This window comes from Streptomyces sp. NPDC046866 (assembly GCF_040704625.1).
In the GTDB taxonomy this organism is placed as follows: domain Bacteria; phylum Actinomycetota; class Actinomycetes; order Streptomycetales; family Streptomycetaceae; genus Streptomyces.
This window is the reverse complement of the sequence record NZ_JBEYXN010000002.1, coordinates 298,646-321,174: the sequence shown is the minus strand read 5'-3', so window position 1 is coordinate 321,174 and position 22,529 is coordinate 298,646. Positions and strand designations below refer to the sequence as shown.

The 22,529-nt window shown below is 75.2% G+C and carries 21 protein-coding genes and 4 pseudogenes; 15 read left to right on the top strand and 10 right to left on the bottom strand.

What is annotated here, in order from left to right; all coding sequences use genetic code 11:
- The first annotated feature begins 210 nt into the window (after positions 1 to 210).
- From AB0953_RS04795 to aspA, 4 genes are read left to right on the top strand one after another with little or no spacing between them, the layout of a single operon-like run.
- A complete protein-coding gene (locus tag AB0953_RS04795) occupies positions 211 to 888 on the top strand; it encodes a FadR/GntR family transcriptional regulator (RefSeq protein ID WP_366858179.1) in 678 nt (225 codons plus the stop codon).
- The gene (locus tag AB0953_RS04790; RefSeq protein WP_366857946.1) at positions 885 to 2,321 is read left to right on the top strand and encodes an amino acid permease; all 1,437 of its coding nucleotides are present in this window, start codon (positions 885 to 887) and stop codon (positions 2,319 to 2,321) included. The genes AB0953_RS04795 and AB0953_RS04790 overlap by 4 nt, the downstream gene beginning before the upstream one ends.
- Positions 2,321 to 3,340 (top strand): asparaginase, encoded by a 1,020-nt coding sequence (locus AB0953_RS04785; protein WP_366857945.1) that lies wholly within the window; start codon positions 2,321 to 2,323, stop codon positions 3,338 to 3,340. Before AB0953_RS04790 ends, AB0953_RS04785 begins: the two co-directional genes overlap by 1 nt.
- A gap of 54 nt (positions 3,341 to 3,394) precedes the next feature.
- Positions 3,395 to 4,804, top strand: a complete 1,410-nt coding sequence (gene aspA / locus AB0953_RS04780; RefSeq protein ID WP_366857944.1) for an aspartate ammonia-lyase — start codon at positions 3,395 to 3,397, stop codon at positions 4,802 to 4,804.
- A gap of 31 nt (positions 4,805 to 4,835) precedes the next feature.
- On the opposite strand, the gene AB0953_RS04775 is transcribed toward aspA, so the two are convergent.
- The 5 genes and pseudogenes from AB0953_RS04775 to AB0953_RS04755 form a co-directional block, all read right to left on the bottom strand.
- The gene (locus tag AB0953_RS04775) at positions 4,836 to 5,336 is read right to left on the bottom strand and encodes a universal stress protein (protein WP_366857943.1); all 501 of its coding nucleotides are present in this window, start codon (positions 5,334 to 5,336) and stop codon (positions 4,836 to 4,838) included.
- A 5-nt stretch (positions 5,337 to 5,341) separates the two neighbouring features.
- Positions 5,342 to 7,027: an SLC13 family permease gene (locus AB0953_RS04770; protein WP_366858178.1), complete on the bottom strand. Its 1,686-nt coding sequence runs from the start codon at positions 7,025 to 7,027 to the stop codon at positions 5,342 to 5,344.
- Positions 7,028 to 7,148: 121 nt separating this feature from the next.
- A pseudogene (locus tag AB0953_RS04765) lies at positions 7,149 to 7,376 on the bottom strand (GTP cyclohydrolase I); the annotation flags it as partial.
- Positions 7,377 to 7,452: 76 nt separating this feature from the next.
- Positions 7,453 to 7,884: a hypothetical protein gene (locus AB0953_RS04760; RefSeq protein ID WP_366857942.1), complete on the bottom strand. Its 432-nt coding sequence runs from the start codon at positions 7,882 to 7,884 to the stop codon at positions 7,453 to 7,455.
- A gap of 35 nt (positions 7,885 to 7,919) precedes the next feature.
- Positions 7,920 to 8,468, bottom strand: coding sequence for a DUF2231 domain-containing protein (locus AB0953_RS04755; RefSeq protein ID WP_366857941.1), 549 nt, complete (start codon positions 8,466 to 8,468; stop codon positions 7,920 to 7,922).
- A 123-nt stretch (positions 8,469 to 8,591) separates the two neighbouring features.
- On the opposite strand from AB0953_RS04755, the gene AB0953_RS04750 reads away from it, so the two are divergent.
- Entirely contained in the window at positions 8,592 to 9,398 is an 807-nt protein-coding gene (locus AB0953_RS04750) for a helix-turn-helix domain-containing protein (RefSeq protein WP_366857940.1), read from the top strand.
- 64 nt (positions 9,399 to 9,462) lie between these two features.
- Positions 9,463 to 10,533: an NAD-dependent epimerase/dehydratase family protein gene (locus AB0953_RS04745; protein WP_366857939.1), complete on the top strand. Its 1,071-nt coding sequence runs from the start codon at positions 9,463 to 9,465 to the stop codon at positions 10,531 to 10,533.
- Between the two features lie 16 nt (positions 10,534 to 10,549).
- Here AB0953_RS04745 and AB0953_RS04740 read toward each other — a convergent pair whose 3' ends face one another.
- The gene (locus AB0953_RS04740) at positions 10,550 to 11,668 is read right to left on the bottom strand and encodes a HAMP domain-containing sensor histidine kinase (RefSeq protein ID WP_366857938.1); all 1,119 of its coding nucleotides are present in this window, start codon (positions 11,666 to 11,668) and stop codon (positions 10,550 to 10,552) included.
- The gene (locus AB0953_RS04735; RefSeq protein WP_366857937.1) at positions 11,665 to 12,405 is read right to left on the bottom strand and encodes a response regulator transcription factor; all 741 of its coding nucleotides are present in this window, start codon (positions 12,403 to 12,405) and stop codon (positions 11,665 to 11,667) included. Before AB0953_RS04735 ends, AB0953_RS04740 begins: the two co-directional genes overlap by 4 nt.
- A gap of 94 nt (positions 12,406 to 12,499) precedes the next feature.
- On the opposite strand from AB0953_RS04735, the gene AB0953_RS04730 reads away from it, so the two are divergent.
- The 7 genes and pseudogenes from AB0953_RS04730 to AB0953_RS04700 all read left to right on the top strand — a co-directional run bounded on the left by AB0953_RS04730 (position 12,500) and on the right by AB0953_RS04700 (position 18,463).
- Positions 12,500 to 13,243 carry a glycosyltransferase family 2 protein gene (locus AB0953_RS04730; RefSeq protein WP_366857936.1) on the top strand — a complete coding sequence of 248 codons (744 nt, stop codon included), beginning with the start codon at positions 12,500 to 12,502 and terminating at the stop codon, positions 13,241 to 13,243.
- Positions 13,240 to 13,869 carry a DUF2064 domain-containing protein gene (locus AB0953_RS04725; protein WP_366857935.1) on the top strand — a complete coding sequence of 210 codons (630 nt, stop codon included), beginning with the start codon at positions 13,240 to 13,242 and terminating at the stop codon, positions 13,867 to 13,869. The genes AB0953_RS04730 and AB0953_RS04725 overlap by 4 nt, the downstream gene beginning before the upstream one ends.
- Positions 13,866 to 14,591, top strand: a complete 726-nt coding sequence (locus AB0953_RS04720; RefSeq protein ID WP_366857934.1) for a class I SAM-dependent methyltransferase — start codon at positions 13,866 to 13,868, stop codon at positions 14,589 to 14,591. Before AB0953_RS04725 ends, AB0953_RS04720 begins: the two co-directional genes overlap by 4 nt.
- Positions 14,588 to 15,733 (top strand): annotated as a pseudogene (locus AB0953_RS04715) (glycosyltransferase 87 family protein); the annotation flags it as partial. The gene AB0953_RS04720 and the pseudogene AB0953_RS04715, both read left to right, overlap by 4 nt.
- 279 nt (positions 15,734 to 16,012) lie before the next feature.
- Positions 16,013 to 17,281, top strand: coding sequence for a molybdopterin-dependent oxidoreductase (locus AB0953_RS04710; RefSeq protein WP_366858177.1), 1,269 nt, complete (start codon positions 16,013 to 16,015; stop codon positions 17,279 to 17,281).
- Positions 17,245 to 17,857 (top strand): annotated as a pseudogene (locus AB0953_RS04705) (hypothetical protein). Before AB0953_RS04710 ends, AB0953_RS04705 begins: the two are co-directional and overlap by 37 nt.
- 48 nt (positions 17,858 to 17,905) lie before the next feature.
- Positions 17,906 to 18,463 carry a DM13 domain-containing protein gene (locus AB0953_RS04700; RefSeq protein ID WP_366857933.1) on the top strand — a complete coding sequence of 186 codons (558 nt, stop codon included), beginning with the start codon at positions 17,906 to 17,908 and terminating at the stop codon, positions 18,461 to 18,463.
- A 25-nt stretch (positions 18,464 to 18,488) separates the two neighbouring features.
- Here AB0953_RS04700 and AB0953_RS04695 read toward each other — a convergent pair whose 3' ends face one another.
- Positions 18,489 to 19,589: a glutamate--cysteine ligase gene (locus AB0953_RS04695; RefSeq protein WP_366857932.1), complete on the bottom strand. Its 1,101-nt coding sequence runs from the start codon at positions 19,587 to 19,589 to the stop codon at positions 18,489 to 18,491.
- A gap of 177 nt (positions 19,590 to 19,766) precedes the next feature.
- Between AB0953_RS04695 and AB0953_RS04690 the strand changes: the two are divergent.
- Positions 19,767 to 20,094, top strand: a pseudogene (locus AB0953_RS04690) (plasmid stabilization protein).
- A 90-nt stretch (positions 20,095 to 20,184) separates the two neighbouring features.
- Entirely contained in the window at positions 20,185 to 21,150 is a 966-nt protein-coding gene (locus AB0953_RS04685; protein ID WP_366857930.1) for an LLM class F420-dependent oxidoreductase, read from the top strand.
- 71 nt (positions 21,151 to 21,221) lie between these two features.
- Here AB0953_RS04685 and AB0953_RS04680 read toward each other — a convergent pair whose 3' ends face one another.
- Positions 21,222 to 22,220: an iron-containing redox enzyme family protein gene (locus AB0953_RS04680; RefSeq protein ID WP_366857929.1), complete on the bottom strand. Its 999-nt coding sequence runs from the start codon at positions 22,218 to 22,220 to the stop codon at positions 21,222 to 21,224.
- A complete protein-coding gene (locus tag AB0953_RS04675; protein WP_366858176.1) occupies positions 22,217 to 22,483 on the bottom strand; it encodes a CDGSH iron-sulfur domain-containing protein in 267 nt (88 codons plus the stop codon). The genes AB0953_RS04680 and AB0953_RS04675 overlap by 4 nt, the downstream gene beginning before the upstream one ends.
- Positions 22,484 to 22,529 lie beyond the last annotated feature (46 nt).

The window sequence follows — 22,529 nt, the reverse complement described above, 5'->3', positions numbered from 1 at the left end:
AGGCGGCCGCGAGCACCCGGCCGGGCTCCGCCTCGGGCGCCGGTGCGGCGGCCTCGCCGGTCGGACGCACGGCGCGCACGGTACGAAGCCCGCCGGGCCGGACTTTCCCGACACAGGTGTCTTGACACCCTCCCGCACACCCACCAGGATCGCAGCGTGAACCTGTCAGACAGCCAGACAGGTGGTCCGGGCCCGCGGCGCGTCAGCGCGATGGAAGCGGTCTTCGGCCACCTGCGCAGCGCCATCGAGCGCGGGGAGTACGTCGTCGGCGACAAGCTCCCCTCCGAAGCCGAGTTGTGCCGGACCCTCCAGGTCAGCCGTCCCGTGTTGCGGGAGGCGCTCCGGGCCCTCCAGGCCATGGGGCTGACCGTCTCCAGGAGCGGCAAGGGCACCTTCGTCCTGGCCAACACGGTCGAGGACCCGACCTTCGGCGACTACGCCGCCAGCGACCTGCTGGAAGTGCGCCGGCACGTCGAGATCCCGGTCGCCGGGTACGCGGCGCTGCGCCGCACCCCGGAGGACCTGGACCATCTGGCCCACCTGCTCGACCGGATGGAGCAGGAGACCGACACCACTGCGTGGGTGGCGATGGACACCGTCTTCCACCTGGCGGTGGCCGAGGCATCCCGCAACCCCGTCTTCCGCAGGGTCATCGAGGAGATCCGCGACGCACTGGCGCGTCAGTCGACCTTCCTCAACGAACTGGGCGGCCGGCGCGAGCAGTCCAACTGCGAGCACCGGGCGATCCTCGAGGCGCTGGCCGACGGCTCCGAACACGACGCGGTCGAAGCCATGTCCCACCACCTCCTGCGGGTCGAGACGACCCTCACCGACATCGTGCGCCCCCGGCGCACGGCCAACCCCACGGAAGGCAGACCCGAGGCGTGAGCGAGCAGTTCCTCAAAGACGAGAAGCGCCCCACGATCCGCCACGTCGACGCCGGAGACACCGGCTACAGCAAGTCCTTGAAACCCCGGCACGTCAACATGATCGCCATCGGCGGGGCGATCGGCACGGGGCTCTTCCTCGGCGCGGGCGGACGCCTCGCGGACGCCGGGCCCTCCCTGTTCGTCGCCTACGCCGTCTGCGGCGTCTTCGCCTTCCTCGTCGTGCGCGCGCTCGGCGAGCTCGTCCTGTACCGGCCGTCCTCCGGCGCCTTCGTCTCGTACGCCCGGGAGTTCCTCGGGGAGAAGGGCGCGTACACCGCCGGCTGGATGTACTTCCTCAACTGGGCGACCACCGGCATCGCCGACATCACCGCCGTCGCCACCTACACCCACTACTGGCACCTGTTCTCCGACGTCCCGCAGTGGGTGATCGCGCTCATAGCCCTGGCCGTGGTCCTGACCGTGAACCTCATCTCGGTGCGGATCTTCGGCGAACTGGAGTTCTGGTTCGCCATCGTCAAGGTCGGCGCGCTGGTCGTCTTCATGGCCATCGGGATCTTCCTCCTGGCCACCCGGCACCCCGTCGACGGAGCCGTCCCCGGGCCGGCCCTGATCACCGACAACGGCGGGATCTTCCCCAACGGCCTGCTGCCCATGCTGCTGATCATCCAGGGCGTCGTCTTCGCCTACGCCTCCGTCGAGCTGGTCGGGGTCACGGCCGGTGAGACCGAGAACCCCGAGGAGATCATGCCGAAGGCGATCAACTCGATCATGTGGCGCGTGGGCCTCTTCTACGTCGGCTCGGTCGTCCTGCTGTCGATGCTGATGCCGTGGAGCAGCTACAGCGCCGGCCAGAGCCCGTTCGTGACCGTGCTCTCCCACATCGGCGTCCCGGCGGCGGGCGACGTGATGAACCTGGTCGTCCTCACCGCGGCCATGTCCTCGCTCAACTCCGGTCTCTACTCCACCGGCCGCATCCTTCGCTCCATGGCGGTCAACGGCTCCGCCCCGCGCTTCACCGCACGGCTGAGCCGCACCCAGGTGCCCTACGGCGGCATCCTGCTCACCAGCGGCATGTGCGTCCTGGGCGTCGGCCTCAACTTCGTGGTACCGGCGGACGCGTTCGAGATCGTGCTCAACCTGGCCGCCATCGGCATCCTCGCCACCTGGGGCATGATCATGGTCTGCCACCTCCTCTTCTGGCGGAAGACCCGCGCCGGCGAACTCACCCGCCCCGCCTACCGCCTGCCCGGCTCCCCGTGGACCGAACTCGTGACGCTGGCCTTCCTCGCCTCCGTCCTGGTCCTCATGTACGCCGACGGAGGGGCCGCGCGCACCACCGTGCTGTGCGTGCCGCTGATCGCCGCGGCGCTGGTCGCCGGCTGGTACGCGGTCCGCGGCCGCGTGGCGCGCACCGCAGCCGAGAGGCAGTGATGCGCAGCGCTCCCCCCGCGGACGCGCCCCCGGTCCGCGAGCCCCGGCACGCACCCGTCGCCCACGTCGTCCGGGGCGGCGTGATCGAGGGCGTCCACCACGGCTCCGTCGCCGTCCTCGGCGGCGGCGGGGACCTCCGGTGGAGCACCGGCGACATCGAAGCGGCCTGTTACCCCCGCTCGGCCCTCAAACCCCTCCAGGCCGTCGCCATGGTGCGGGCCGGACTGCCGCTGGACGGCGCCCTGCTCTCCCTGGCGATGGGCAGTCACTCCGGCGAGGAGCGCCACCTCGCCGCGACCCGGCAGATCCTCGACCTGGCCGGCGCCGCCGAGGACGACCTGCGCAACGTCCCCGACCTGCCATACGCGCCGCAGGTCCGGGACGCCTGGGTGCGCGAGGGCCGGGGGCCGTCCCGGCTCGCCCAGAACTGCTCCGGCAAGCACGCCGCGATGCTGTACCTGTGCAGGCTGGCCGGCTGGCCCCCGGAGACCTACCTCGACCCCGCCCACCCGCTCCAGACGGCGATCGCCGGGGTCGTCGAGGAACTCACCGGCCAGCGCATCGCGAACGTCACCGTCGACGGCTGCGGAGCCCCGCTGTTCTCGGTCTCCCTGCACGGACTCGCCCGAGCCGCCGCCCGCATCGCCACCGCCGCGCCGGGCACCGCCGAGCGCCGGGTGGCGGACGCGCTGCGCGCCCACCCGGAGATGGCCTCCGGCACCGGGCGGGACACGGCCGAGCTGATGCGCGCCGTACCCGGACTGCTGGCCAAGGACGGCTTCGAGGGCGTCCAGGTCGCCGCACTGCCCGACGGCCGGGCCGTCGCCGTGAAGATCGCCGACGGGTCGGACCGGGCCCGCATCCCCGTGACGGCAGCGGCCCTGGCCCGGGCGGGAGTCGACCCGCGGCTGCTCGCCCGGTTCGAGGGCGAGCCCGTCACCGGCGGCGGCCGGCCCGTCGGCCGCATCCGGGCGGTGGCGGCGCCGGAGCCCGCCACCGCACCCGCCCTCCCGGCCTGACCCGTCCGCTCCACCACCCGAACCACCCACCCCAGGAAGAGGGACGCACCACCCATGACCGCCGCCACCCGCAGCGAACACGACCTGCTCGGGGACCGCGACGTCCCCGCCGACGCCTACTGGGGCGTCCACACCCTGCGCGCCACCGAGAACTTCCCCATCACCGGCACGCCGATCTCGGCCTACCCGCACCTGATCGACGCCCTCGCCGCCGTCAAGGAGGCCGCCGCCCTCGCCAACGAGGAACTCGGCCTGCTGGAGCCCGCGAAGGCCGCCGCGATCACCACGGCCTGCCGCGAGATACGCGGCGGCAAGCTGCACGACCAGTTCGTCGTCGACGTCATCCAGGGCGGCGCCGGCACGTCGACCAACATGAACGCCAACGAGGTCATCGCCAACCGGGCCCTGGAACTGCTGGGCCACGCCAGGGGCGAATACCGCCACCTGCACCCCAACGAGGACGTCAACCTCGGCCAGTCGACCAACGACGTCTACCCGACCGCCGTGCGGATCGCGACCGTCTCGGCGGTGCACGGCCTGCTCGACGCCATGGCCGTCCTGCAGGAGGCCTTCGCCCGCAAGGCCGCCGACTTCCGCGACGTCCTGAAGATGGGCCGCACCCAGCTGCAGGACGCCGTGCCGATGACGCTCGGACAGGAGTTCTCCGCCTTCGCCGTCATGCTCGACGAGGACCGCAGCCGGCTCGCCGAGGCCGTGGAGCTGATCCACGAGATCAACCTCGGCGCGACGGCCATCGGCACCGGCCTCAACGCCCCCGCCGGCTACGCCGAAGCGGCCCGCCGCCACCTCGCCGACATCACCGGTCTGCCCCTGGTCACCGCGGCCGACCTGGTGGAAGCCACCCAGGACTGCGGCGCGTTCGTCCAGATGTCCGGCGTGCTCAAGCGCATCGCCGTCAAGCTGTCGAAGACCTGCAACGACCTGCGCCTGCTGTCCTCCGGCCCGCGCGCGGGCCTCGGCGAGATCAACCTGCCGCCCGTGCAGGCGGGTTCGAGCATCATGCCCGGCAAGGTCAACCCGGTGATCCCCGAGGTCGTCAACCAGGTCGCCTTCGAGGTGATCGGCAACGACGTCGCCATCACCATGGCCGCCGAGGCGGGGCAGCTCCAGCTCAACGCCTTCGAGCCGATCATCCTCCACTCGCTGTCCGAGTCCCTCACCCACCTGCGCGCGGCCTGCCTCACCCTCGCCGAGCGGTGCGTGGCCGGCATCACCGCCAACACCGAGACCCTGCGCGCGACGGTCGAGAACTCCATCGGCCTGGTGACCGCCCTGAACCCGCACATCGGGTACACCGCCGCCACCGACATCGCCAAGGAGGCCCTCGCCACCGGCCGGGGCGTGGCCGAGCTCGTCCTGGAGCGGGGCCTGCTCCCGGCCGAGAGGCTCGCAGCCCTGCTGCGCCCCGAGGTGATCGCGGGAACCGGCGCGGCCGGGGCCTGACCCGGGCCGCGCCGGCCCGCGGGCCGCGGCATCAGCGCGGGCGCGGGGGGTGGGGCGGCGGTGGCGGGAGGGTGGCCGTGCCCGGTGCCGTCTCCGGCCAGACCAGCAGCACCGGGCAGGGGGCGTGGTCGACGATGAAACGGCTGGCGGGGCCGAGGCTGCGGGGCCCGAGGTGGCTTCGGTCGCCGTCGCGGGCGAGGATGAGCAGGTCGGCGCCTTCGGCGGCAGCCACGACCTCGCGTTCGACGCGGCCCGAGCGTTCCTCCCGGGTGCACGGGCGCCCCAGCCGTGCGGCCGCGTCGGCCAACAGCCGTTCGCCCGCATCGTGGGCCAGGTGCTCCACCCGGGTGCCGGGATCGCGGTCGGGGCGCGCCCGGCCCAGCAGACCGGCGTAGGCGCCGTGCGCCACGCCGGGCGCGCCGGGGCCGCTGACGTGGAGCAACACCGGTTCGGCGTCCTCGGGCGTGTGGGCGCGCGCCGCGTCCACACAGGCGGGCCAGGTTCCCTCGACGATCCAGACGATGACGGTCACCGTGTTCAGCCTCCGATCGTGTGGAGTGACACCCACAGTGCCACCACCGACAGCAGCAGGGCGGCCGGCGTGGCGAGCAGTCCGAGCCGGGTGAACTCGCCCAGCTCCACATCGGTGTCGTGCTCGCGCACGATACGCCGCCACAGCAGCGTGGCCAGGGAGCCGGCGTAGGTGAGGTTCGGGCCGATGTTCACCCCGAGGAGCACGGCCAGGACGGCGCCCGGTCCGGTGGGGGCGGTCAGCGGCAGCAGCACCAGCACGGCGGGCAGGTTGTTGATGACGTTCGCCAGTACGGCCGCCAGCCCCGCGATGGCGAGGAGCGACACCAGGTCGGTGCCGCCCGGAACGAGGCGGCCCAGCGCGTCCGCGAGGCCGTTGTCGACCACCGCCCGGACCACGATGCCCAGCGCCAGTACGAAGATGCAGAAGGGCAGGGCCGCCGCCCGCACGAGCGCGCGGGGGGAGGTGCGCCGCCGCGCCAGGGCCCGGGCCGCCAGGACGGCCGCGCCCGCGGCCGCCGCCCAGGCCGGGTCGATGCCGAGCACCGAGGCCAGCACGAAGCCCGCCAGCGTGCCCGCCACCGTGAGCAGGGCGAACAGCGGCAGTTCCGGCGGCTCGGCCGCGGGCGGGGCGTCGGCGCCGGCGTCGAGGTCGGTGGCGAAGAAGCGGCGGATCACCACGTACTCGGCCGCGATCGCGGCCAGCCAGGGCAGCGCCATCAACGCGGCGAACCGGGTGAAGGCCAGGCCGCTGGCCGCGAACGCCAGCAGGTTGGTCAGGTTGGACACCGGCAGCAGCAGCGAGGCGGTGTTCGACAGGTGGGTGCAGGCGTAGACGTGCGGCTTGGCACGGGCGCCCAGCCGGGCGGCGGTGGCGAAGACCACCGGAGTCAGCAGGACCACCGTGGCGTCGAGGCTCAGGACCGCGGTGATGAGGGAGGCCATCACGAAGACGAGGACCAGCAGGCGGCGGGGCCGGCCGGCCGCGCGGCGCGCCATCCAGGCGCCGCAGGCGTGGAAGAGGCCCTCGTCGTCGCACAGCTGGGCCAGGACCAGCACGGCCGCGAGGAAGCCGATCACCGGGCCGAGCCGGGCGGCCTCGGGCGCGGCGTGGCCGGGCGAGATCGCTCCGGCCGCGATGACCACTCCGGCGGCGGGGACCGCCACGACCGCCTCCGGCCAGCCCCAGGGTCTGATCACCGCGCAGGCCAGGACCGCGAGGAGCAGGACGACGGACAGTGCTTCTGCGAGGGAGGCGTTCAGGGTCGGAGCCTTTCGGGTGCGGCCGCGGCACGGGGCGAGAAGATCGTTGTACAGCTTCGCCCACTCCGGCGCGTGCCGGGACGCCCCGCCCCCGGTCGACGCGGCCACCGCACCCGGGACGGCCGAACTCCGCGCCCCGGCCGCGGCGGCCGCCGACCGGATGTGCCGTCCCGGCAACGGGTGGTGGGCGCGGGCGACGTCACCGGCGGCGAAGACGCCGGCTGCGGAGGTGCGCAGGTACCGGTCGGTGACGATGCCGTCGTCCACGGCCAGTCCGGCGGCCCGGGCGAGTTCGGTGTGGGGCGTGACGCCGATGCCGACGATGACGGCTTCGGCTTCGATGCGGGTGCCGTCGGCCAGCAGGACGCTGTCGGCGACGCCCCCGTTGCCGGTGATCCCGGCGACCTGGACGCCCAGGCGCAGGTCGATGCCGTGCTCGGCGTACCACGGCCGGGGGTGGACGTAGAGCTTCTCGCGCGGGCCCTTGCCCCTCAGGTAGCCCTTGGACAGCGGCGGGCGCTCGTAGGGCCGCTCCTCCTCCTCGCCGATCTCGGACCGGGAGGGAGCGCGCCAGGACGAGCTCGTCGTAGCCCTCGTCGTCGGGGAAGGTGGTCAGGTCGAACGGGCGCGGGGCGAACAGCTCGGCGTATGCGCGGGCCATTCGGCGCGGCGTGCTGCGCAGCCCCTCGGTGTCGGGGCTGATGCCCCGCGCACGCAGGAACTGGTCGGCGGCCCGTTCGGCGGCGGCCGGGTCGACGGCGTCGGACTCGTGCACCACGCGAAGGGCCGCAGGAGGCGGTCCCGCTTCGGCGAGTCGGCACGGAGGCACGGGGACGGCGGGGGAAGCGGCCTTGTCAGTTGCCTCCGGTACCCAGGGCGCTGAGCAGGACGAGGAGCACGGTGGCGACGGCGAACAGGCCGTGGCCGATGACGACCGGCACCGGGAAGTGCCGCTCGGCCGGCGCCTGCGCGTCCGGGCCGGTGTCCGTCGTGCGGGCGCGCAGGACCGGCAGCCACCGCGCCAGCATGGTGAAGCCGAGCAGGGCGACCGGCACCAGCAGGCCGAACGCGGTCCAGGCCAGGGCCGCACGGTCGACGGCGAGGTAGGCGATCCACACCACCAGGCCGGCGGCGGCGAGCACGAAGTGCCCGAAGAGCACGGGGGCGGGCAGCCGGCTGCCGCCCGTGCGCCGCCGGCGCACGCCGCCGTGCCGGATCCACACCCCCAGCATGAAGAAGCCGCCGAGTGCGGTGATCAGCCAGGTGGCGAGAGCTGCGATGTCCACGGGGACTCCAGGGAAAAAGTGGGGGAGGTGACGGGTCAGGGGGAGGCGTCGGGGCGTTTGCGTCCCCCGCCGGTCCGGACGAAGCCCTCGGCCTGCGTGGCCTCGTCGGCCACCCGTACGCCGTAGCGGTAGGCGAGCTTGCCGCCGAGGAAACCGGAGACGCCGAGCGCGAGGAGGCTCGCCGCGGACAGCGCGAGCATTCCCGCGCCGACGCTTCCGGCCGTTCCGGCGGCGCGCCGCCAGAGGAAACCGCCCGTGTAGGCGCCGGTCACCAGCAGGTTCAGCGTCATGTGGAGGAGGGCGGTGCGCATGGCCGGGGTGCCCGGCGCAATGGCGAAGAGGTCGAGGAACCCGACCGTCGCCGCCGCCAGCGCGCCGAGCACGCCCACCGCGATCAGCCACATCGAGCCCCGGGCCAGGAAGGCCGGATCGCGCACGCAGAGGGAGGCGAGGTCGAAGACCAGGCTCGCCACCCAGGCGCCGATGGGGACGGTGACCAGGATCGGGTGGAACGGATGGCCGTACGGCCCTGCCAGCACCGCGCTGACCGGCCGTTTCGCCTGCGAGTCATGTCGAGGGACCATGGCGGGCTCCTTCGCGCTTTTCACCAACAAGTCTTGTCGTTATTCGCGCTCGGCGTCAAGACGGGCAGGCCATGGCATTGCGTACGGGGCCTCGCCTTCACCCGTGGGAGTTATTGTGGGGACGTGACCCGTGACGAGAGCACCGAGAGCACCGGCAGCACCGGCAGCACCGAGAGCACCGGGAACAGCGGCAGCACCGAGGACACGGCGGTGGCTCCGGCCGACCGCATCCGGTCCGTGAGCGTTCTGGGCGAGGACTCCCGGCGCCGGATGTTCGCCTTCGTCCGGCGGGCCGGCCGGCCGGTGACCCGTGACGAGGCCGCCGCGAGCGTCGGCATCTCGCGCAAGCTCGCCGCCTTCCATCTGGACAAGCTCGTCCACGCGGGCCTGCTGCGCTCCCGCTACGGCGCGCCCGGCGCGGTACGCAAGGTCGGACGCCAGCCGAAGGTCTACGAACCGACCGACGCCCAGATCACCGTCTCGATCCCCGAGCGCCGCCACCAGCTGCTGGCCGACCTGCTGCTGGAGGCCGTCCTCGCCCAGAGCGCCGGCGGCAGCGCCGCCGAGGCCGCCGTGGCGGCGGCGGGCCGGCGCGGACGCCTGCTCGGGGAGGCCGAGCGCGAGGCGGGCAGGCCCGGGCGGCTCGGCGCCGAACGAGGCCTGACGCTCTGCGAGCAGATGCTCGAGGCCTACGGGTTCGAGCCCGTCCGCCAGAACCCGACCGAGGTGCGGCTGCGCAACTGCCCGTTCCACCCCCTCGCGGCCAAGGCCCCCGAACTGGTCTGCGGCATGAACCACGCCTTCCTCGCCCACTACCTCCGGGGCCTGGAGGTCTCGGGTGTCGAAGCCGTCCTCGCGCCGGTCCCCGGCGAGTGCTGCGTCCGGCTGCAGCCCGCAACGGCGGAGCCCGCACCGGCCGGAGGAGGGTGACGGGAGTCTTACGGGGCGGTGCGGCAGCCCCGGGCGGCGGCTGGGAGTCCGTAGCGTGCCGGGCATGCGAGTACTCGTCACAGGAGGAGCCGGGTTCATCGGCTCCCACGTGGTGGCCGCCCTGGCGGCCGAGGGACATGCGCCGGTGGTGCTCGACGCGCTGCTGCCGGCCGCCCACCCCCGGACCCCCGACCTGCCGGACGCCGAGTTCGTCCGGGCCGACGTCCGGGACGCGGAGGCGGTGCGGGCCGCCCTGCACGGCGTGGACGCGGTGTGCCACCAGGCCGCCATGGTGGGCCTGGGGAAGGACTTCGCGGACGCGCCGCAGTACGTGGCCTGCAACGACCTGGGCTCGGCGGTGCTGCTGGCCGCGATGGCCGGGGCCGGGGTGCGGCGGTTGGTGCAGGCGGGCTCGATGGTGGTGTACGGCGAAGGGCGCTACGAGTGCCGCGAGCACGGGGTGGTGCGGCCGGGGCCGCGGGCGGTGGCGGATCTGGAGGCGGGCCGCTTCGAGCCGCGGTGCCCGCGCTGCGGGGCCCGGCTCGCCCCCGGGCTGGTGGGGGAGGACGCGCCGACGGATCCGCGGAACGTGTACGCGACGACGAAGCTCGCGCAGGAGCACCTGGCCGCCGCCTGGGCACGGTGCGTCGGCGGCACGGCGGTGTCCCTGCGGTACCACAACGTGTACGGGCCGGGGATGCCGCGGGACACCCCGTACGCGGGGGTGGCCTCCTTCTTCCGGTCGGCGCTGGCCAGGGGCGAGGCCCCGCGGGTGTTCGAGGACGGCGTCCAGCGGCGGGACTTTGTGCACGTACGCGACGTCGCCGCGGCGAACACGGCCGTCCTGGCCGGCCTCGGGGGCCTGCCGGAAGGGGGCCATGCGGTCTACAACGTGGGCAGCGGCGATCCGCGCACCGTGGGCGAGATGGCCGCCGCGCTCGCGGCGGAGCACGGCGGCCCCGAGCCGGTGGTGACGGGGGAGTTCCGGCTCGGCGACGTCCGGCACATCACGGCGGACTCCTCCCGGCTGCGGCGGGAGCTGGGCTGGCGCCCTCGGGTCGGGTTCGCCGAGGGCATGGCCGAGTTCGCCCGCGCCGGGCAGCGGGCCCCGTCCACCCCATCCGGGGCGGGGTAGCCGGCCGCGCATCCGGTCAGGCGGTCGCGCCCGCGAGCGGCAGCGTCACCTCGAAGCGGCAGCCGCCGGGCACGTTGTGGACCCGCGCCCGGCCGGCGTGGGCCTCGACGATGCCCCGTACGATCGCCAGCCCGAGCCCGGCGCCGGCGGGGGGCGTGCGCGCCCGGCTGCCGCGCCAGCCGGTGTCGAAGACCTTGGGCAGGTCCTCCTCGGGGATGCCGCCGCAGCCGTCGGTGACGGACAGGACGGCGGTGTCCTCGCGCCGGTCGACGCGTACGGCGACCGTGGCGTCGGCGGGGGTGTGGCGGATGGCGTTGACGAGGAGGTTGGCCAGCACCCGGGTCATCTCCTTGCCGTCCACCTCGACCGGTACGTGGGCGATGTCGTCGCCCAGCAGCCGTACGCCGCGTTCGCGGGCCAGCGGGTCGGCGCCCAGGAGGGCGTCGGCCGCGAGGTCCCGGAGGGAGACGCGGCTGCGCGTCAGTTCGAGGGCCCCGGCGTGGATGCGGGAGAGCTCGAAGAGGTCGCCGACCATGCCGTCGAGGCGCTCGACCTCGGTGCGGATCTGCCGGTGGTAGCGGGCGGGGTCGGCGGCCACCCCGTCCTCCAGGGCCTCGGCCATGGCGCGCAGCCCGGCGAGCGGGGTGCGCAGGTCGTGGGAGATCCAGGCGACGAGCTCGCGGCGGGAGGACTCCAGGGCGCGCTCGCGCTCCCGGGAGGCCGCGAGCCTGGCGCTGGTGGCGGCCAGTTCGCGGGTGACGGCGGCCAGTTCCGCCGTGGGCCGGGCCGGGGGCGCGGCGAAGCTGCCGCCCTCGCCGAAGTCCCGGGCCGCGCGGGCGAGGTCGCGGCCGCGGGCCACGACCCACCTCCCGAGCAGGAGCGCGGTGGCCAGGGAGACCACGGCGGCCATGGCGGCCACGAGGGTGACGACGCTCAGGTCGTGGGGCGAGAGGAACATCGCCCGGGCTACGGCGAGGGTGCCGGCGAGCATGGCGGTGACCGCGACCGCGGCGACGACGGCCAGGGCGACGGCGACGGACCGGTGCCGCAGCAGGCGCAGGGCGACGGCGCCGAGCAGGCCGGCGCAGGCTGCGCCGCCGAACGCGAACGCCGCGATGACCAGGACGTCCTTCATGCCGTCCCGTCCCCTGCGCCCGGTTCGAAGCGGTAGCCCACGCCCCAGACGGTCCTGATGAGGCGGGGCGCCGCCGGATCGTCCTCGATCTTGGCGCGCAGGCGCCGTACGTGGACGGTGACGGTGGACAGGTCGCCGAAGTCCCAGCCCCACACCTCCCGCATCAGCTCCTCACGCCCGTGGGCCCGGCCCGGGTGGGCGAGGAAGTGCGCGAGGAGGTCGAACTCCCGCAGGGTCAGGACGATCTCCTGCCCGTTCCTGGCCACCCGGCGCGTCCGGGGATCCAGCCGGATTCCCCCGCCGGTCAGCAGCGCCCGGCCGGCGGCCTCCGGCGCCGCGGCCCGACTGCGGCGCAGGACGGACTCCACGCGCAGGACCAGCTCGCGCGGGCTGAAGGGTTTGGTGACGTAGTCGTCCGCACCGAGCTCCAGGCCGGCGATCCGGTCGTCCTCGTCGCCGCGCGCCGTCAACATGATCACCGGCACGGGGCGTTCGGCGCGCAGCCGGCGGCACACCTCCAGCCCGTCGATGCCGGGCAGCATGAGGTCGAGGACGACCAGGTCGGGGTCGTGCCGGGCGGCGACGTCGAGGGCGGCGGGGCCGTCGGCGGCGTGGTCGACGTCGTGGCCGGCACGGCGCAGGTAGCCGGTGACGACCTCGGCGACGGTCGCGTCGTCGTCCACGACGAGGATGCGGGCGGGCGCAGGGGGCGGGGACGTGCTCGTGGCCGTGCTCATGACGGCAAGCCTCCCACCGCCGGGCCCGCGCCGTCCCGGCCGGCCCGACCCCGTACGGCCGACGTCCGTGTTTCGTAAGGAGTCGATGTCCGCCATGTCCCCTGGGAATTCCTACGGTGGCACCGTGACCGCATACTCCGTGGACGTCGTCCTGCCCTGTCTGAACGAGGCCGAGGCCCTGCCCTGGGTGCTCGCCCGCATCCCCGCCGGCTGGCGGGCCCTGGTCGTGGACAACGGGTCCACCGACGGCTCCGCCGACCTCGCCCGTTCCCTGGGCGCCACCGTCGTACGGGAGCCCCGGCGCGGCTTCGGGGCCGCCTGCCGTGCCGGGCTCGAAGCCGCCGAGGCCGAGTACGTCTGCTTCTGCGACTGCGACGCCTCCCTCGACCCGGGCCTGCTGGCCGGTTTCGTCCGGACGGTGGCCGCGGGCGAGGCCGACCTCGTCCTCGGCCGCCGCCGCCCCCGGGGCCGCGGCGCGTGGCCCGCGCACGCCCGGGCGGGCAACCTCGTCCTCTCCCGGATGCTGCGCCGCCGCACCGGCCTGCGCCTGCACGACCTCGGCCCCCTGCGGGCGATGCGCCGCGAGGCCCTGCTGCGCCTGGAGCTGTCCGACCGGCGCTCCGGCTACCCGCTGCAGATGGTCGTGCGCGCCGCCGACGCGGGCTGGCGGGTGCGCGAGGAGGACGTGCCCTACCTGCCGCGCCGCGGCAGGTCCAAGGTCACCGGCACGTGGCGGGGCACCTGGCACGCGGTCCGCGACATGCGGGCGGTGCTCACCGAGCCCGTGTACGCCCCCGGCGCCCCCGGTGGTGCCCAGCGGTCCGGGGGTGCCCGGTGACCTGCCTCCTCGTGATCGCCAAGGAGCCCGTGCCCGGCCGGGTCAAGACCCGGCTCAGCCCGCCGTTCACCCCCGATCAGGCGGCGGCCCTGGCCGAGGCCGCGCTCGCCGACACCCTGGCGGCCGCGGCGGCCGCGCCGGCCGACCGGCACGTGCTGGTCCTGGAGGGCGCCCCGGGGCCGTGGCTGCCGCCCGGCTTCCAGGTCGTGCCGCAGGGCGGCGGCGGCCTCGACGCGCGGCTCGCGGCCGCGTTCGCCGCCTGCACCGGGCCGGCCCTGCTGATCGGCATGGACACCCCGCAGGTCACCGCGGAACTCCTGGCGCCCGCACTGGCCTTCGACGCGTGCGACGCCTGGTTCGGCCCGGCCGCCGACGGCGGGTTCTGGGCCCTCGGCCTGGCGGCGCCGGACCCGGCGCTGCTGCTCGGCGTGCCCATGTCCGTACCCGAGACCGGGGCCGTGCAGTACGAGCGGCTGCGCGCGGCCGGGCTGCGCACCGCCCTGCTGCCGCGGCTGCGGGACGTGGACACCGCAGCCGACGCCGCCGAGGTGGCGGCCCTGGCGCCGGCCGGCCGGTTCGCCGCACGCCACCGGCAGCTCAGCGCCGAGGCACGGGTGGCACGATGACCGCGCCCACCGCACCCGCCGCGCCCACGGCCCCCACCGCCCCCGCCGATCCCTACACCCTGGCCCTGCGCACCGGCCGGGGCCCCCTCTTCCTGCGCAGGGCGGACGGCTGGCTGCTCCCCCTGGACGTCGAGCGCTGGTGCGCCGGGACCGACGCCGCCGACGAGAGCGTGCTCGCCCGGTGCCGCGGAGCCGTCCTCGACATCGGCTGCGGACCCGGCCGGCTCGTCGCGGCGCTGGCCGGACGCCGCCACCGCGCCCTCGGCATCGACGTGGCCCCGGCCGCCGTGGCCCGGACCGTCGGCCGCGGCGCAACGGCCCTGTGCCGCTCCGTCTTCGAGCCCCTGCCCGGCGAACGCCGCTGGGACACCGCCCTGCTGATCGACGGCAACATCGGCATCGGCGGCGACCCCGCCGCCCTCCTGGAGCGCACCGCCCGGCTGCTGGCTCCCTGCGGCCGCCTGCTCGCCGAGGCCGATCCGGTCGAGGTGGACGAGCGGTGCGTGGTGCGCCTCGACGACGGCCGGGGGGCGCTCGGCGCCCCCTTCCCCTGGGCCCGGGTCGGGCGCCGCGCGCTGCTGCGCCACGCGCAGGCCGCCGGCTGGCGGGCCCTGCGCAGCTGGACGGCGAGCGGCCGGCACTTCGCCGAACTGGTGCCCGCCACACCGCCCCACCGCGCCGCGATCGCCCGGCCCCGCACCGCTGCGGGAGCCGCTCCGTGATCCGGCTGCCCGCCGTCCCCGTCCCCCCTCGGGCCACCGCCCTCACCGCCGTGCTGGTCACCGCCCTTGCGGCGCTGCTGGTGCCCACCGTGCGCAAGGACGGCTACTTCGCGGACCCGGGCGGCCTGACGTGGCTCTACGCCGCCTGCTGGGCCCTGTTCGCAGCGGCCGCATGGTCCCTGCGCCGGGTGCCCGCCCGGCACGCCGCCGCCCTCGTCCTCGCCGGCGGTATCGCCGTCGCCGCGACCGGCCTGGTCGCCCCGCCTCGCACCAGCACCGACTCGTTCCGCTACGCCTGGGACGGCCGCGTGCAGGCGGCGGGCATCTCCCCCTACGACCACGCCCCGGCCGACGCCGCCCTCCTGCCGTACCGCGACACCTGGCTGTTCCCCCGCGGGTCGTCGTGCGGCGCGCCGGACCTGGCCCCGGTGTCCGAGGGGGTCTGCACCCGCATCAACCGCCCCCGCGTCCACACCGTCTACCCCCCGGCCGGCGAACTGTACTTCCTCCTCGTCCACGCCCTCTCCCCCGACGGGGTCCGCCACAAGGCCCTCCAGACGGGCGGCGCCGTCCTCGCCGTCGCCACCACCCTGGTGCTCCTGCGCATCCTGCGCCGCCGCGGCGACCCCCGCACCGCGGCCTACTGGGCCTGGTGCCCGGCCGTCCCCGTGGAGGCGGTCAACAACGCCCACGCCGACGTCCTCGCGGCCCTGCTGTCCGTCGCCGCCCTGGGCCTGACGGTCCGCCACCGCGCGTGGGGCGGCGCCCTGCTCGGCCTGGCCACCGCGGCCAAACTCCTGCCCGCCGTCCTGATCCCCGGCGCCCTGTCCGGGGTACGCCGACCCCGCGACGCCGCCGCCACCCTGCTGCCCGCCGCCGCGGTCCTCGCCGCCCTCTACCTTCCGTACGTCCTGCTCTCCCACTCCTCCGTCCTCGGCTACCTCGGCGGCTACGCCGGCGAAGAGGGGTACCGGGACCCCTCCGCCGGGCGCCGCTACGCCCTCCTGCGCCTGCTGCTCCCCGACTCCTGGGCCCCGGCCGCCGTCGTCGCGGGCATGCTCGCCGTCAGCCTGTACGTGATCCGGCGGGGCGACCCCGAGCGCCCGTGGAGCGGTGCCCTCCTGGTCACCGGCACCGCCTTCCTGCTGACGACCCCCGGCTACTCCTGGTACGCCCTCCTCCTGGTCGCCTTGGTGGCGCTCGACGGCCGCTGGGAATGGCTCGGCGTCGCCGCAGCGGGTGCGGCCGCCTACGTGACGGGCCGTGTCGTCCCCTCGGCCGGCACCGTCCTGTACGCCGCCGCCGCGCTGGCCGTCCTCTGCGGCCGGGCGGCGCGCAGGCGTCGCCGCAGACCGCCCCGCAGCGCGGACCGTCCCGCGGCACCGGGCCGCGGCGGCCACGGCGCCCGGCTGCGGTCGGCCCTGGCGTCCGCGTGGGCGGCCGGGCCGCCGCGCGGACCCTCCCGCCCGGAGTTCTGGCGCAGCCCGCTGCGCGGCCCCTGGCTGACCGCGGTGTTCGGCATCGTCCTGCTCATCGGCATCACGGTCCTCTTCGCCACCGGCCTGCTGTCGTACGCCGCGTACGAACCGGACCTCGCGCCGGTCAACGACCAGACCCCGGGCAAGGGCGTGCTGGGCTTCTACCTCTTCTCCTGGCCGACCTCCCCGTACTGGCTCTACCGGGTCACCCAGGGGGTGCACGTCACGCTCGGCGTGGTGCTCGTGCCCGTGCTCCTGGCCAAGCTGTGGTCGGTGATCCCCACGCTCTTCGCCTGGCGGCCGGTGCGGTCGGCCGCCCAGGCCGTCGAGCGCCTCTCCCTGCTCCTGCTGGTGGCGGGCGCCGGGTTCGAGTTCGCCACCGGCATCCTCAACGTGCAGCTGCACTACGTCTTCCCCGGCTCCTTCTACGCGCTCCACTTCTACGGGGCCTGGGTGTTCATCGGCGCCTTCGCGGTCCACGTGTCCCTCCGGCTGGGGCGGGCCGTGCGGGCCCTGCGCGCCGGGCCGCGGCGGCAGCCGGCCCCGGGGAGCGAGGAGGCGGCCGGGCTGGTCGCGCCCCGCCCGGCCGCTCCCACGATCTCCCGGCGCGGCGCGGTGGGGATGGTCGGGCTCGGCTCCCTCGCGCTGCTCGCCGTGACCGCCGGGCAGAGCGCGGGCGGCCGGTTCACCGGGACGGCGCTCCTGGCGCCGCACGGCCGGGACCCGGGTTCCGGCCCGAACGGCTTCCAGATCAACAAGACCGCCGCCTCCGTGGGCATCCGCGACTGCGACATCGGTCCGGCCTGGCGGCTGACCGTGCGCGGCCCGGGCCGCCGGATCGACCTGACCCATTCCGAACTGCTCGATCTGCCGCAGCACGAAGCGCTGCTGCCCATCGCCTGCGTGGAGGGCTGGTCGACCCCGGACCAGCACTGGAGCGGCGTCCGCCTCACCGACCTGGCCGCGCTCGTGGGCCTGGGCACGCACACCCCGCAGGTCCTGGTCGAATCCGTCCAGCGGGGCGGTTCGTTCCGTTCCGTCGTCCTGAGCGGTCGCCAGGTACGGGACGCCCGCTCGCTGCTGGCCGTACGGGTCAACGGGGCCGTCCTCTCCCGCGACCACGGCCATCCGGCCCGGGTGATCGTCCCCGGCGCCCCAGGCGTCCACACCACCAAATGGGTCACCCGCCTCACCTTCGGGGAGCCGTCGTGAGGAGTCCCGCCGCCGGCGCCGCCGCGCGCGCCTTCCGCCGCCGCTACGGCGCCTCCCCGCTCCACCTGCTGCTCGCCCTCGCCTCCTTCGCCCTGGCCTGCCACGCCGGCCTGCGCCTGCTCGAAGGGGGACGCCCTCGGCGTGGCCCTGTGGTTCGTCGGGGCCGCGCTCTTGCACGACCTCGTCCTCCTGCCGCTGTACGCGGTCACCGACCTGGCCGTCCAGCGGCTCTTCGGGCACGGCGCGCGGGACGGGGAACGCCCGCCGCGGGCCGGCCTCAACCACGTCCGGGTTCCGGCCTTCGTCTCCGGGGTGCTGCTGCTCGTGTACTGGCCGCTGGTGCTCCGGGACGTGGACCGGTACACGGCGACCACCGGCCTGCCGGCCGGCGTCTTCCTGGGGCGGTGGCTGCTGATCACCGCCTGCCTCTTCGCCGTTTCCGCGGCCGTCCTCGCCGCACGGCTGTGGAAGCGGGGCAGGGGCGCCCGAAGAGTCCGGGCCCGCGCCCGGGCCGCAAGGGCACGTAAGGGAATCGTCATCGGCCGCCGCTGGAAGCGGGGCCGGGCACGCAGTTGAATCACCCCGAGCGCAGGTGGCGAGGTGGGAGCGGAGGGAGCGGACGGGATGGCAGGAAGCGGGAAGCGGCGCAGGGCGGTGCTCGGCGCGGTGGTGTCGGCGGTGGCGTTGGCGTGCGTCGGGCTGTATTGGTTCCAGCCCTGGAAACTGTGGACGGACGAGAAGGTCGACGAGGCGCTCCCGGGCGCGCCGGCCCAGCCGCGGACGCCGGCGGCTGCGCCCCCGGGCGGCTCCGCCGCCGCGCCGGCCGGTCCCCGCACCCTCGCCGAGGGCGGGCTGATCAGCCACGAGCACACGACCACCGGCACGGCCAGGATCGTGCAGCTCCCCGACGGGTCCCGGACGCTCCGGCTGGAGGGCCTGGACACCAGCAACGGACCCGACCTGCGCGTCTGGCTGACCGATGCCCCGGTGAAGGAGGGCGTGGCGGGCTGGCGCGTGTTCGACGACGGCAAGCACCTCAGCCTCGGCAAGCTCAAGGGAAACAAGGGCGACCAGAACTATCCGATCCCCGCCGAGGTGCAGCTCGCGGACTACACGAGCGTGACCATCTGGTGCGACCGCTTCGACGTCTCGTTCGGCGCCGCCGAGCTGCGCCGCACCTGATCCGCCCGGACCCGCCGGCCGGATGTCAGACGGCCTCCGTGGTGGCGGCGAGGGCGTCGACGACCTCGGTGAGGCGGCCGGTGCGGCGCAGGACGGCCCGCTGCCGGCTCGCCCCGCTGCCGTTGCGGCGCAGCCGGGCCAGGAGTTCGGCCACCAGCGGCAGGTCTCCGGCGGCCTCCAGCCCCGGGGCCGCACGGGCCACCAGCCGGTCCACCAGGACGCCGGCGGGCAGCTGTTCGCCGCTGACGGGGTCCAGCCCCCAGCCGGTCAGGCCCTGGGAGGCGGCGAGTTCGTGGGCGCAGCGCAGCAGCCGGTTCGGCGCGCGCGGCGGCGGCCGCTCCTCGGCGCCCTCCGCCCGCAGGCTCTGCGCGAGCCCGCGGACCAGCGCCGCGACGAGGACCACGGTGTCCAGGTCGGCGTTGGAGTCGGGGACGCGGATCTCCAGGGTGGGCACGTGCTCGGAAGGGCGGGCGTACCAGTAGACCATCCGGCGGTCCATCAGGACCCGGCGTGCGACGAGGGCGCCCACGCGGGCCTCGTACTGGTTCTCGCGCAGCACGGGGGCCGGGCCGACGGTGGGCCAGCGGGCGAAGGTCTTGAACCGCCAGCTCTCGAAGCCGGTGTCCCGGCCCAGGCAGAAGGGCGAATTGCCGGTGAGCGACTGCAGGACCGGCAGCCAGGGCCGCATGTGGTTCGCCAGGGCCAGGGCGCAGGCCCGGTCGATGCTGCCGACGTGGACGTGGCAGCCACAGACCAGGCCGTCGTACTCGCCGACGTACGCGGCGAACTTCCGGGCCATCCGCCGGTAGCGGTCGGTGTCCGTCACGGTCAGGGGCTGGACCGGCGGCACCACCGGCGTCCCCGTCGCCACCAGGCGGCAGCCTGACGCCCCGGCCGCCGCGACGGCGGCGCGCCGCAGCCGGGCCAGCTCGGCCCGCAGCGCGTCCGTGGCGGCCACCGGCTCCGTGCACACCTCCACCTGGGCGGTGAAGAACTCCGCCTGCACCTGCGGGCCGAGTTCCGCGGCAGCCGCGGCGATCACCGAGGGAGCGCGGTCCGCGGGCCGCCGGCTGACGCCGTCCACCAGCAGGAACTCCTCTTCCACTCCCATCGTGAGCAGGGTCATGGCGGCTCCTCGGGCTGACCGCTGCGCCTACCCCTGCCTCTGCCCGTGCAGTCCTCGCGCGGGCAGGTCCCGCTCCTGCGGGCGCGTGGGGGCGCCGCCGCCGGGTAGACGCGGGGCGAAGCGCCAGCACCACCGGGGGGCGACTCCGGACCACTCGACTCCTCGCGGGAGGGAACCATGCCGCGCAGTTGGAGCAGCAAGAGGGAACGCCAGTACGAACACATCAAGGAGAGCGCCGAGGAACGGGGGCGAGAGCGAGGAGCGGGCCAAGGAGATCGCGGCCCGCACCGTGAACAAGGAAAGGGCGCGCGCCGGCGAGTCGGAGACGGCGAGCAGGACGTCCCTGGAGGACATCTCCTCCTCCCGGCGCGGCGGACTGCGCTCCCACAGCGGCGCGCAGGGGCCCACGTACGACCAGCTGTACGAGGAGGCCAGGCGCCGCAACGTCCACGGCCGCTCGGACATGAACAAGGCCGAGCTGAAGAAGGCCCTGGGCGAGGAATGACCGGGGAATGACCGGGGGACGAGCGGGGGCCGGGCGGCCCGGCGGCACCGGCGCAGGTTTCGGCCCGGCACCAGCGGCAAGGCGCCGGGCATGGTGCACATCGGATACACAATGATGACCGAGCAGGCCGGCCCCCGGGACCTCGTGGACCACGTGGTGGGCGCCGAGCGGGCGGGGTTCGACTTCTCCGTCATCTCGGACCACTACTTCCCCTGGCTGGAGACCCAGGGACACGCGCCCTACGCCTGGAGCGTGCTGGGCGCCGCCGCGCAGGCCACCACCCGCATCCCGCTCATGACGTACGTGACCTGCCCGACCTTCCGCTACCACCCCGCGGTGGTCGCGCAGAAGGCCGCCACGATGCAGCTCCTGTCCGGCGGGCGCTTCCGGCTGGGCCTCGGCTCCGGTGAGAACCTCAACGAGCACGTCATCGGGGCCGGATGGCCCGCCGCGCCCGTCCGCCTGGAGATGCTCGAGGAAGCCGTGGAGATCGTGCGCGCCCTCTTCGAAGGCGGCCCCGTCAGCCACCACGGCACCCACTTCGACGTGGACAACGCCCGGCTCTGGGACCTCCCCGAGGAGCCGCCGCCGATCGGCATCGCCGCTTCCGGGCCCCGTTCCTGCGAGATCGCCGGGCGGTACGGCGACCTCCTCGTGGCCGTCGAGCCCGACCGCGGGCTCGTGGAGTCCTTCGCCGCCCACGGCGGCTCCGGCAAGCCCTGCACGGGTCAGCTCGCCCTCTGCTACGACACCGACCGGGACGCCGCCCTGGCGCGCGCCCACGACCAGTTCCGCTGGTCCGCGGGCGGCTGGGAGGTCAACGCGGAGCTGCCCGGCCCGGCCGGCTTCGCCGCGGCCACGCAGCACACCCGCCCCGAGGACCTCACGGACGCCATCCCCTGCGGGGACGACGTGGACGCCGTCGTCGAGGCCGTACGCGCCTACAGCGACGCCGGGTTCACGGAGGTCGCCCTCGTCCAGATCGGCGGGGACCGGCAGGAGCCGTTCCTCGACTGGGCCGAGGCCAAGCTGCTGCCCGCCCTGCGGGAGCTGTGAGCCGGCCCCGGCCGCCCGGGCCCCGACCCTGCCCCTGCAACCGTGCCCCTGCCCCCGGCCGGCCGTCCCGGTCAGGGCAGGGGCACGCGCAGCGCGGAGGCGTCCCGTTGCCAGGCCGTCTCGATGTGCGCGGCGAGCCGGTCCTCCAGCAGCAGCGTCGCCGCGCAGCCGAAGGCCACGTCGGCCTCCAGCCCCGGTTCGTCGGCGAGCAGCCCCCCGATGACCTCGCGGCGCACCACCTGCTCGTGGACGGCGTCGGCCTCGACGTGCTCGGCGTAGAAGTGCTCGGCGGCCGGGCCCGCGCCCAGGCGCCGCATCGCGCGGACCATCCGGCGGGATCCCGGCGAGGAGGTCACCTCCACGCAGGCGAAGTGCCCCACCAGCGCCCCGCGCAGAGCCCGGTGCAAACCGAGCAGGGACATCAGGTTCACGGTGGCCAGCACGGGCGCCGGGGCGTGCTCCAGGTACGTGCCGTACGCGGGGTCGAGCCCGAGGTCGGCCATGAGCTCGGCGAAGAGGCGGGAGTGGACGGCCTCGGCGCGGCCCGCGCCGAACTCGTCGTACTCGACGGCGACCATCCCGGCCTTGGCGCGGCCGGAGAGGCGCGGGACGACCCACAGGTGCGGGTCGGCCTCCTTGAGGTGGTAGAGGGAGCGCAGGGCGGCGTACTCGCGCATCTGCCAGAGCTCGCCCCGCTCCTCGAGGTAGTGGCTGATGCTGTGGGCAGGTGCGACGGGCTCGGTGAGCAGCGGGCCGAAGGCCTCCTCGACCCGGCGCGGCGCGTCCCGGAGCTCGGACCGCAGGGCGCGCAGCATCGCGCCCTCCAGACCGCGGCGCAGGCGCAGCAGGTCCGGGTCCCATTCCCGCTCGTCGTCGACCTCGTCGAGGCCGCGGTAGTGCAGCTCGTACAGCAGGTAGAGGGCGAGTTGGAGGTCCTCGCCCCAGGGGTCGGCGCGATCGAGGGCCGCCGGGGGGCACACGGGCAGCCGCCCGGTGCGCAGCGCGTCCAGCAGGGCCTGCGAGAGCACGCCGCGCGCCGGGACCAGGCCGGGGCGGTCGGGGTCGGTCACGGGTCACTCCTGTCGTCGGGCGCCTTCGCCTCGGGGCCGTCGGGCGCGGCGGGGGCCGGGTCGGCGGCCGGCGCCTGCGGTGCCGGAGCCGCCGCGTCCCGGCGGCGCGGGCGGTGGCTGGTGTCGCACCAGGGCGGGGTGCGGCTGCGGCGGCAGGTGCACAGGGCGACCACGAAGCGGTCCGAGCGGGCGACCGTACCGTCCTCCAGCACCACTTCTACCGGGCCTTCGACGAGCACCGGGCCGTGCGGGTCCACCGTCACCCGACGGGCCGGCCCGGACGGGCCCGGGGCGGGGTCGGGTGCGGGG

Bases quoted from the DNA above. Each gene is read 5' to 3' on its own strand.
- AB0953_RS04695 (WP_366857932.1), bottom strand. From the start codon at position 19,589: ATGACCCTGCTCACGATGGGAGTGGAAGAGGAGTTCCTGCTGGTGGAC.
- AB0953_RS04730 (WP_366857936.1), top strand. From the start codon at position 12,500: ATGTCCCCTGGGAATTCCTACGGTGGCACCGTGACCGCATACTCCGTG.
- AB0953_RS04700 (WP_366857933.1), top strand. From the start codon at position 17,906: ATGGCAGGAAGCGGGAAGCGGCGCAGGGCGGTGCTCGGCGCGGTGGTG.
- AB0953_RS04745 (WP_366857939.1), top strand. From the start codon at position 9,463: ATGCGAGTACTCGTCACAGGAGGAGCCGGGTTCATCGGCTCCCACGTG.
- AB0953_RS04740 (WP_366857938.1), bottom strand. From the start codon at position 11,668: ATGAAGGACGTCCTGGTCATCGCGGCGTTCGCGTTCGGCGGCGCAGCC.
- AB0953_RS04720 (WP_366857934.1), top strand. From the start codon at position 13,866: ATGACCGCGCCCACCGCACCCGCCGCGCCCACGGCCCCCACCGCCCCC.
- AB0953_RS04685 (WP_366857930.1), top strand. From the start codon at position 20,185: ATGGTGCACATCGGATACACAATGATGACCGAGCAGGCCGGCCCCCGG.
- aspA (WP_366857944.1), top strand. From the start codon at position 3,395: ATGACCGCCGCCACCCGCAGCGAACACGACCTGCTCGGGGACCGCGAC.
- AB0953_RS04785 (WP_366857945.1), top strand. From the start codon at position 2,321: ATGCGCAGCGCTCCCCCCGCGGACGCGCCCCCGGTCCGCGAGCCCCGG.
- AB0953_RS04735 (WP_366857937.1), bottom strand. From the start codon at position 12,405: ATGAGCACGGCCACGAGCACGTCCCCGCCCCCTGCGCCCGCCCGCATC.
- AB0953_RS04795 (WP_366858179.1), top strand. From the start codon at position 211: ATGGAAGCGGTCTTCGGCCACCTGCGCAGCGCCATCGAGCGCGGGGAG.
- AB0953_RS04755 (WP_366857941.1), bottom strand. From the start codon at position 8,468: ATGGTCCCTCGACATGACTCGCAGGCGAAACGGCCGGTCAGCGCGGTG.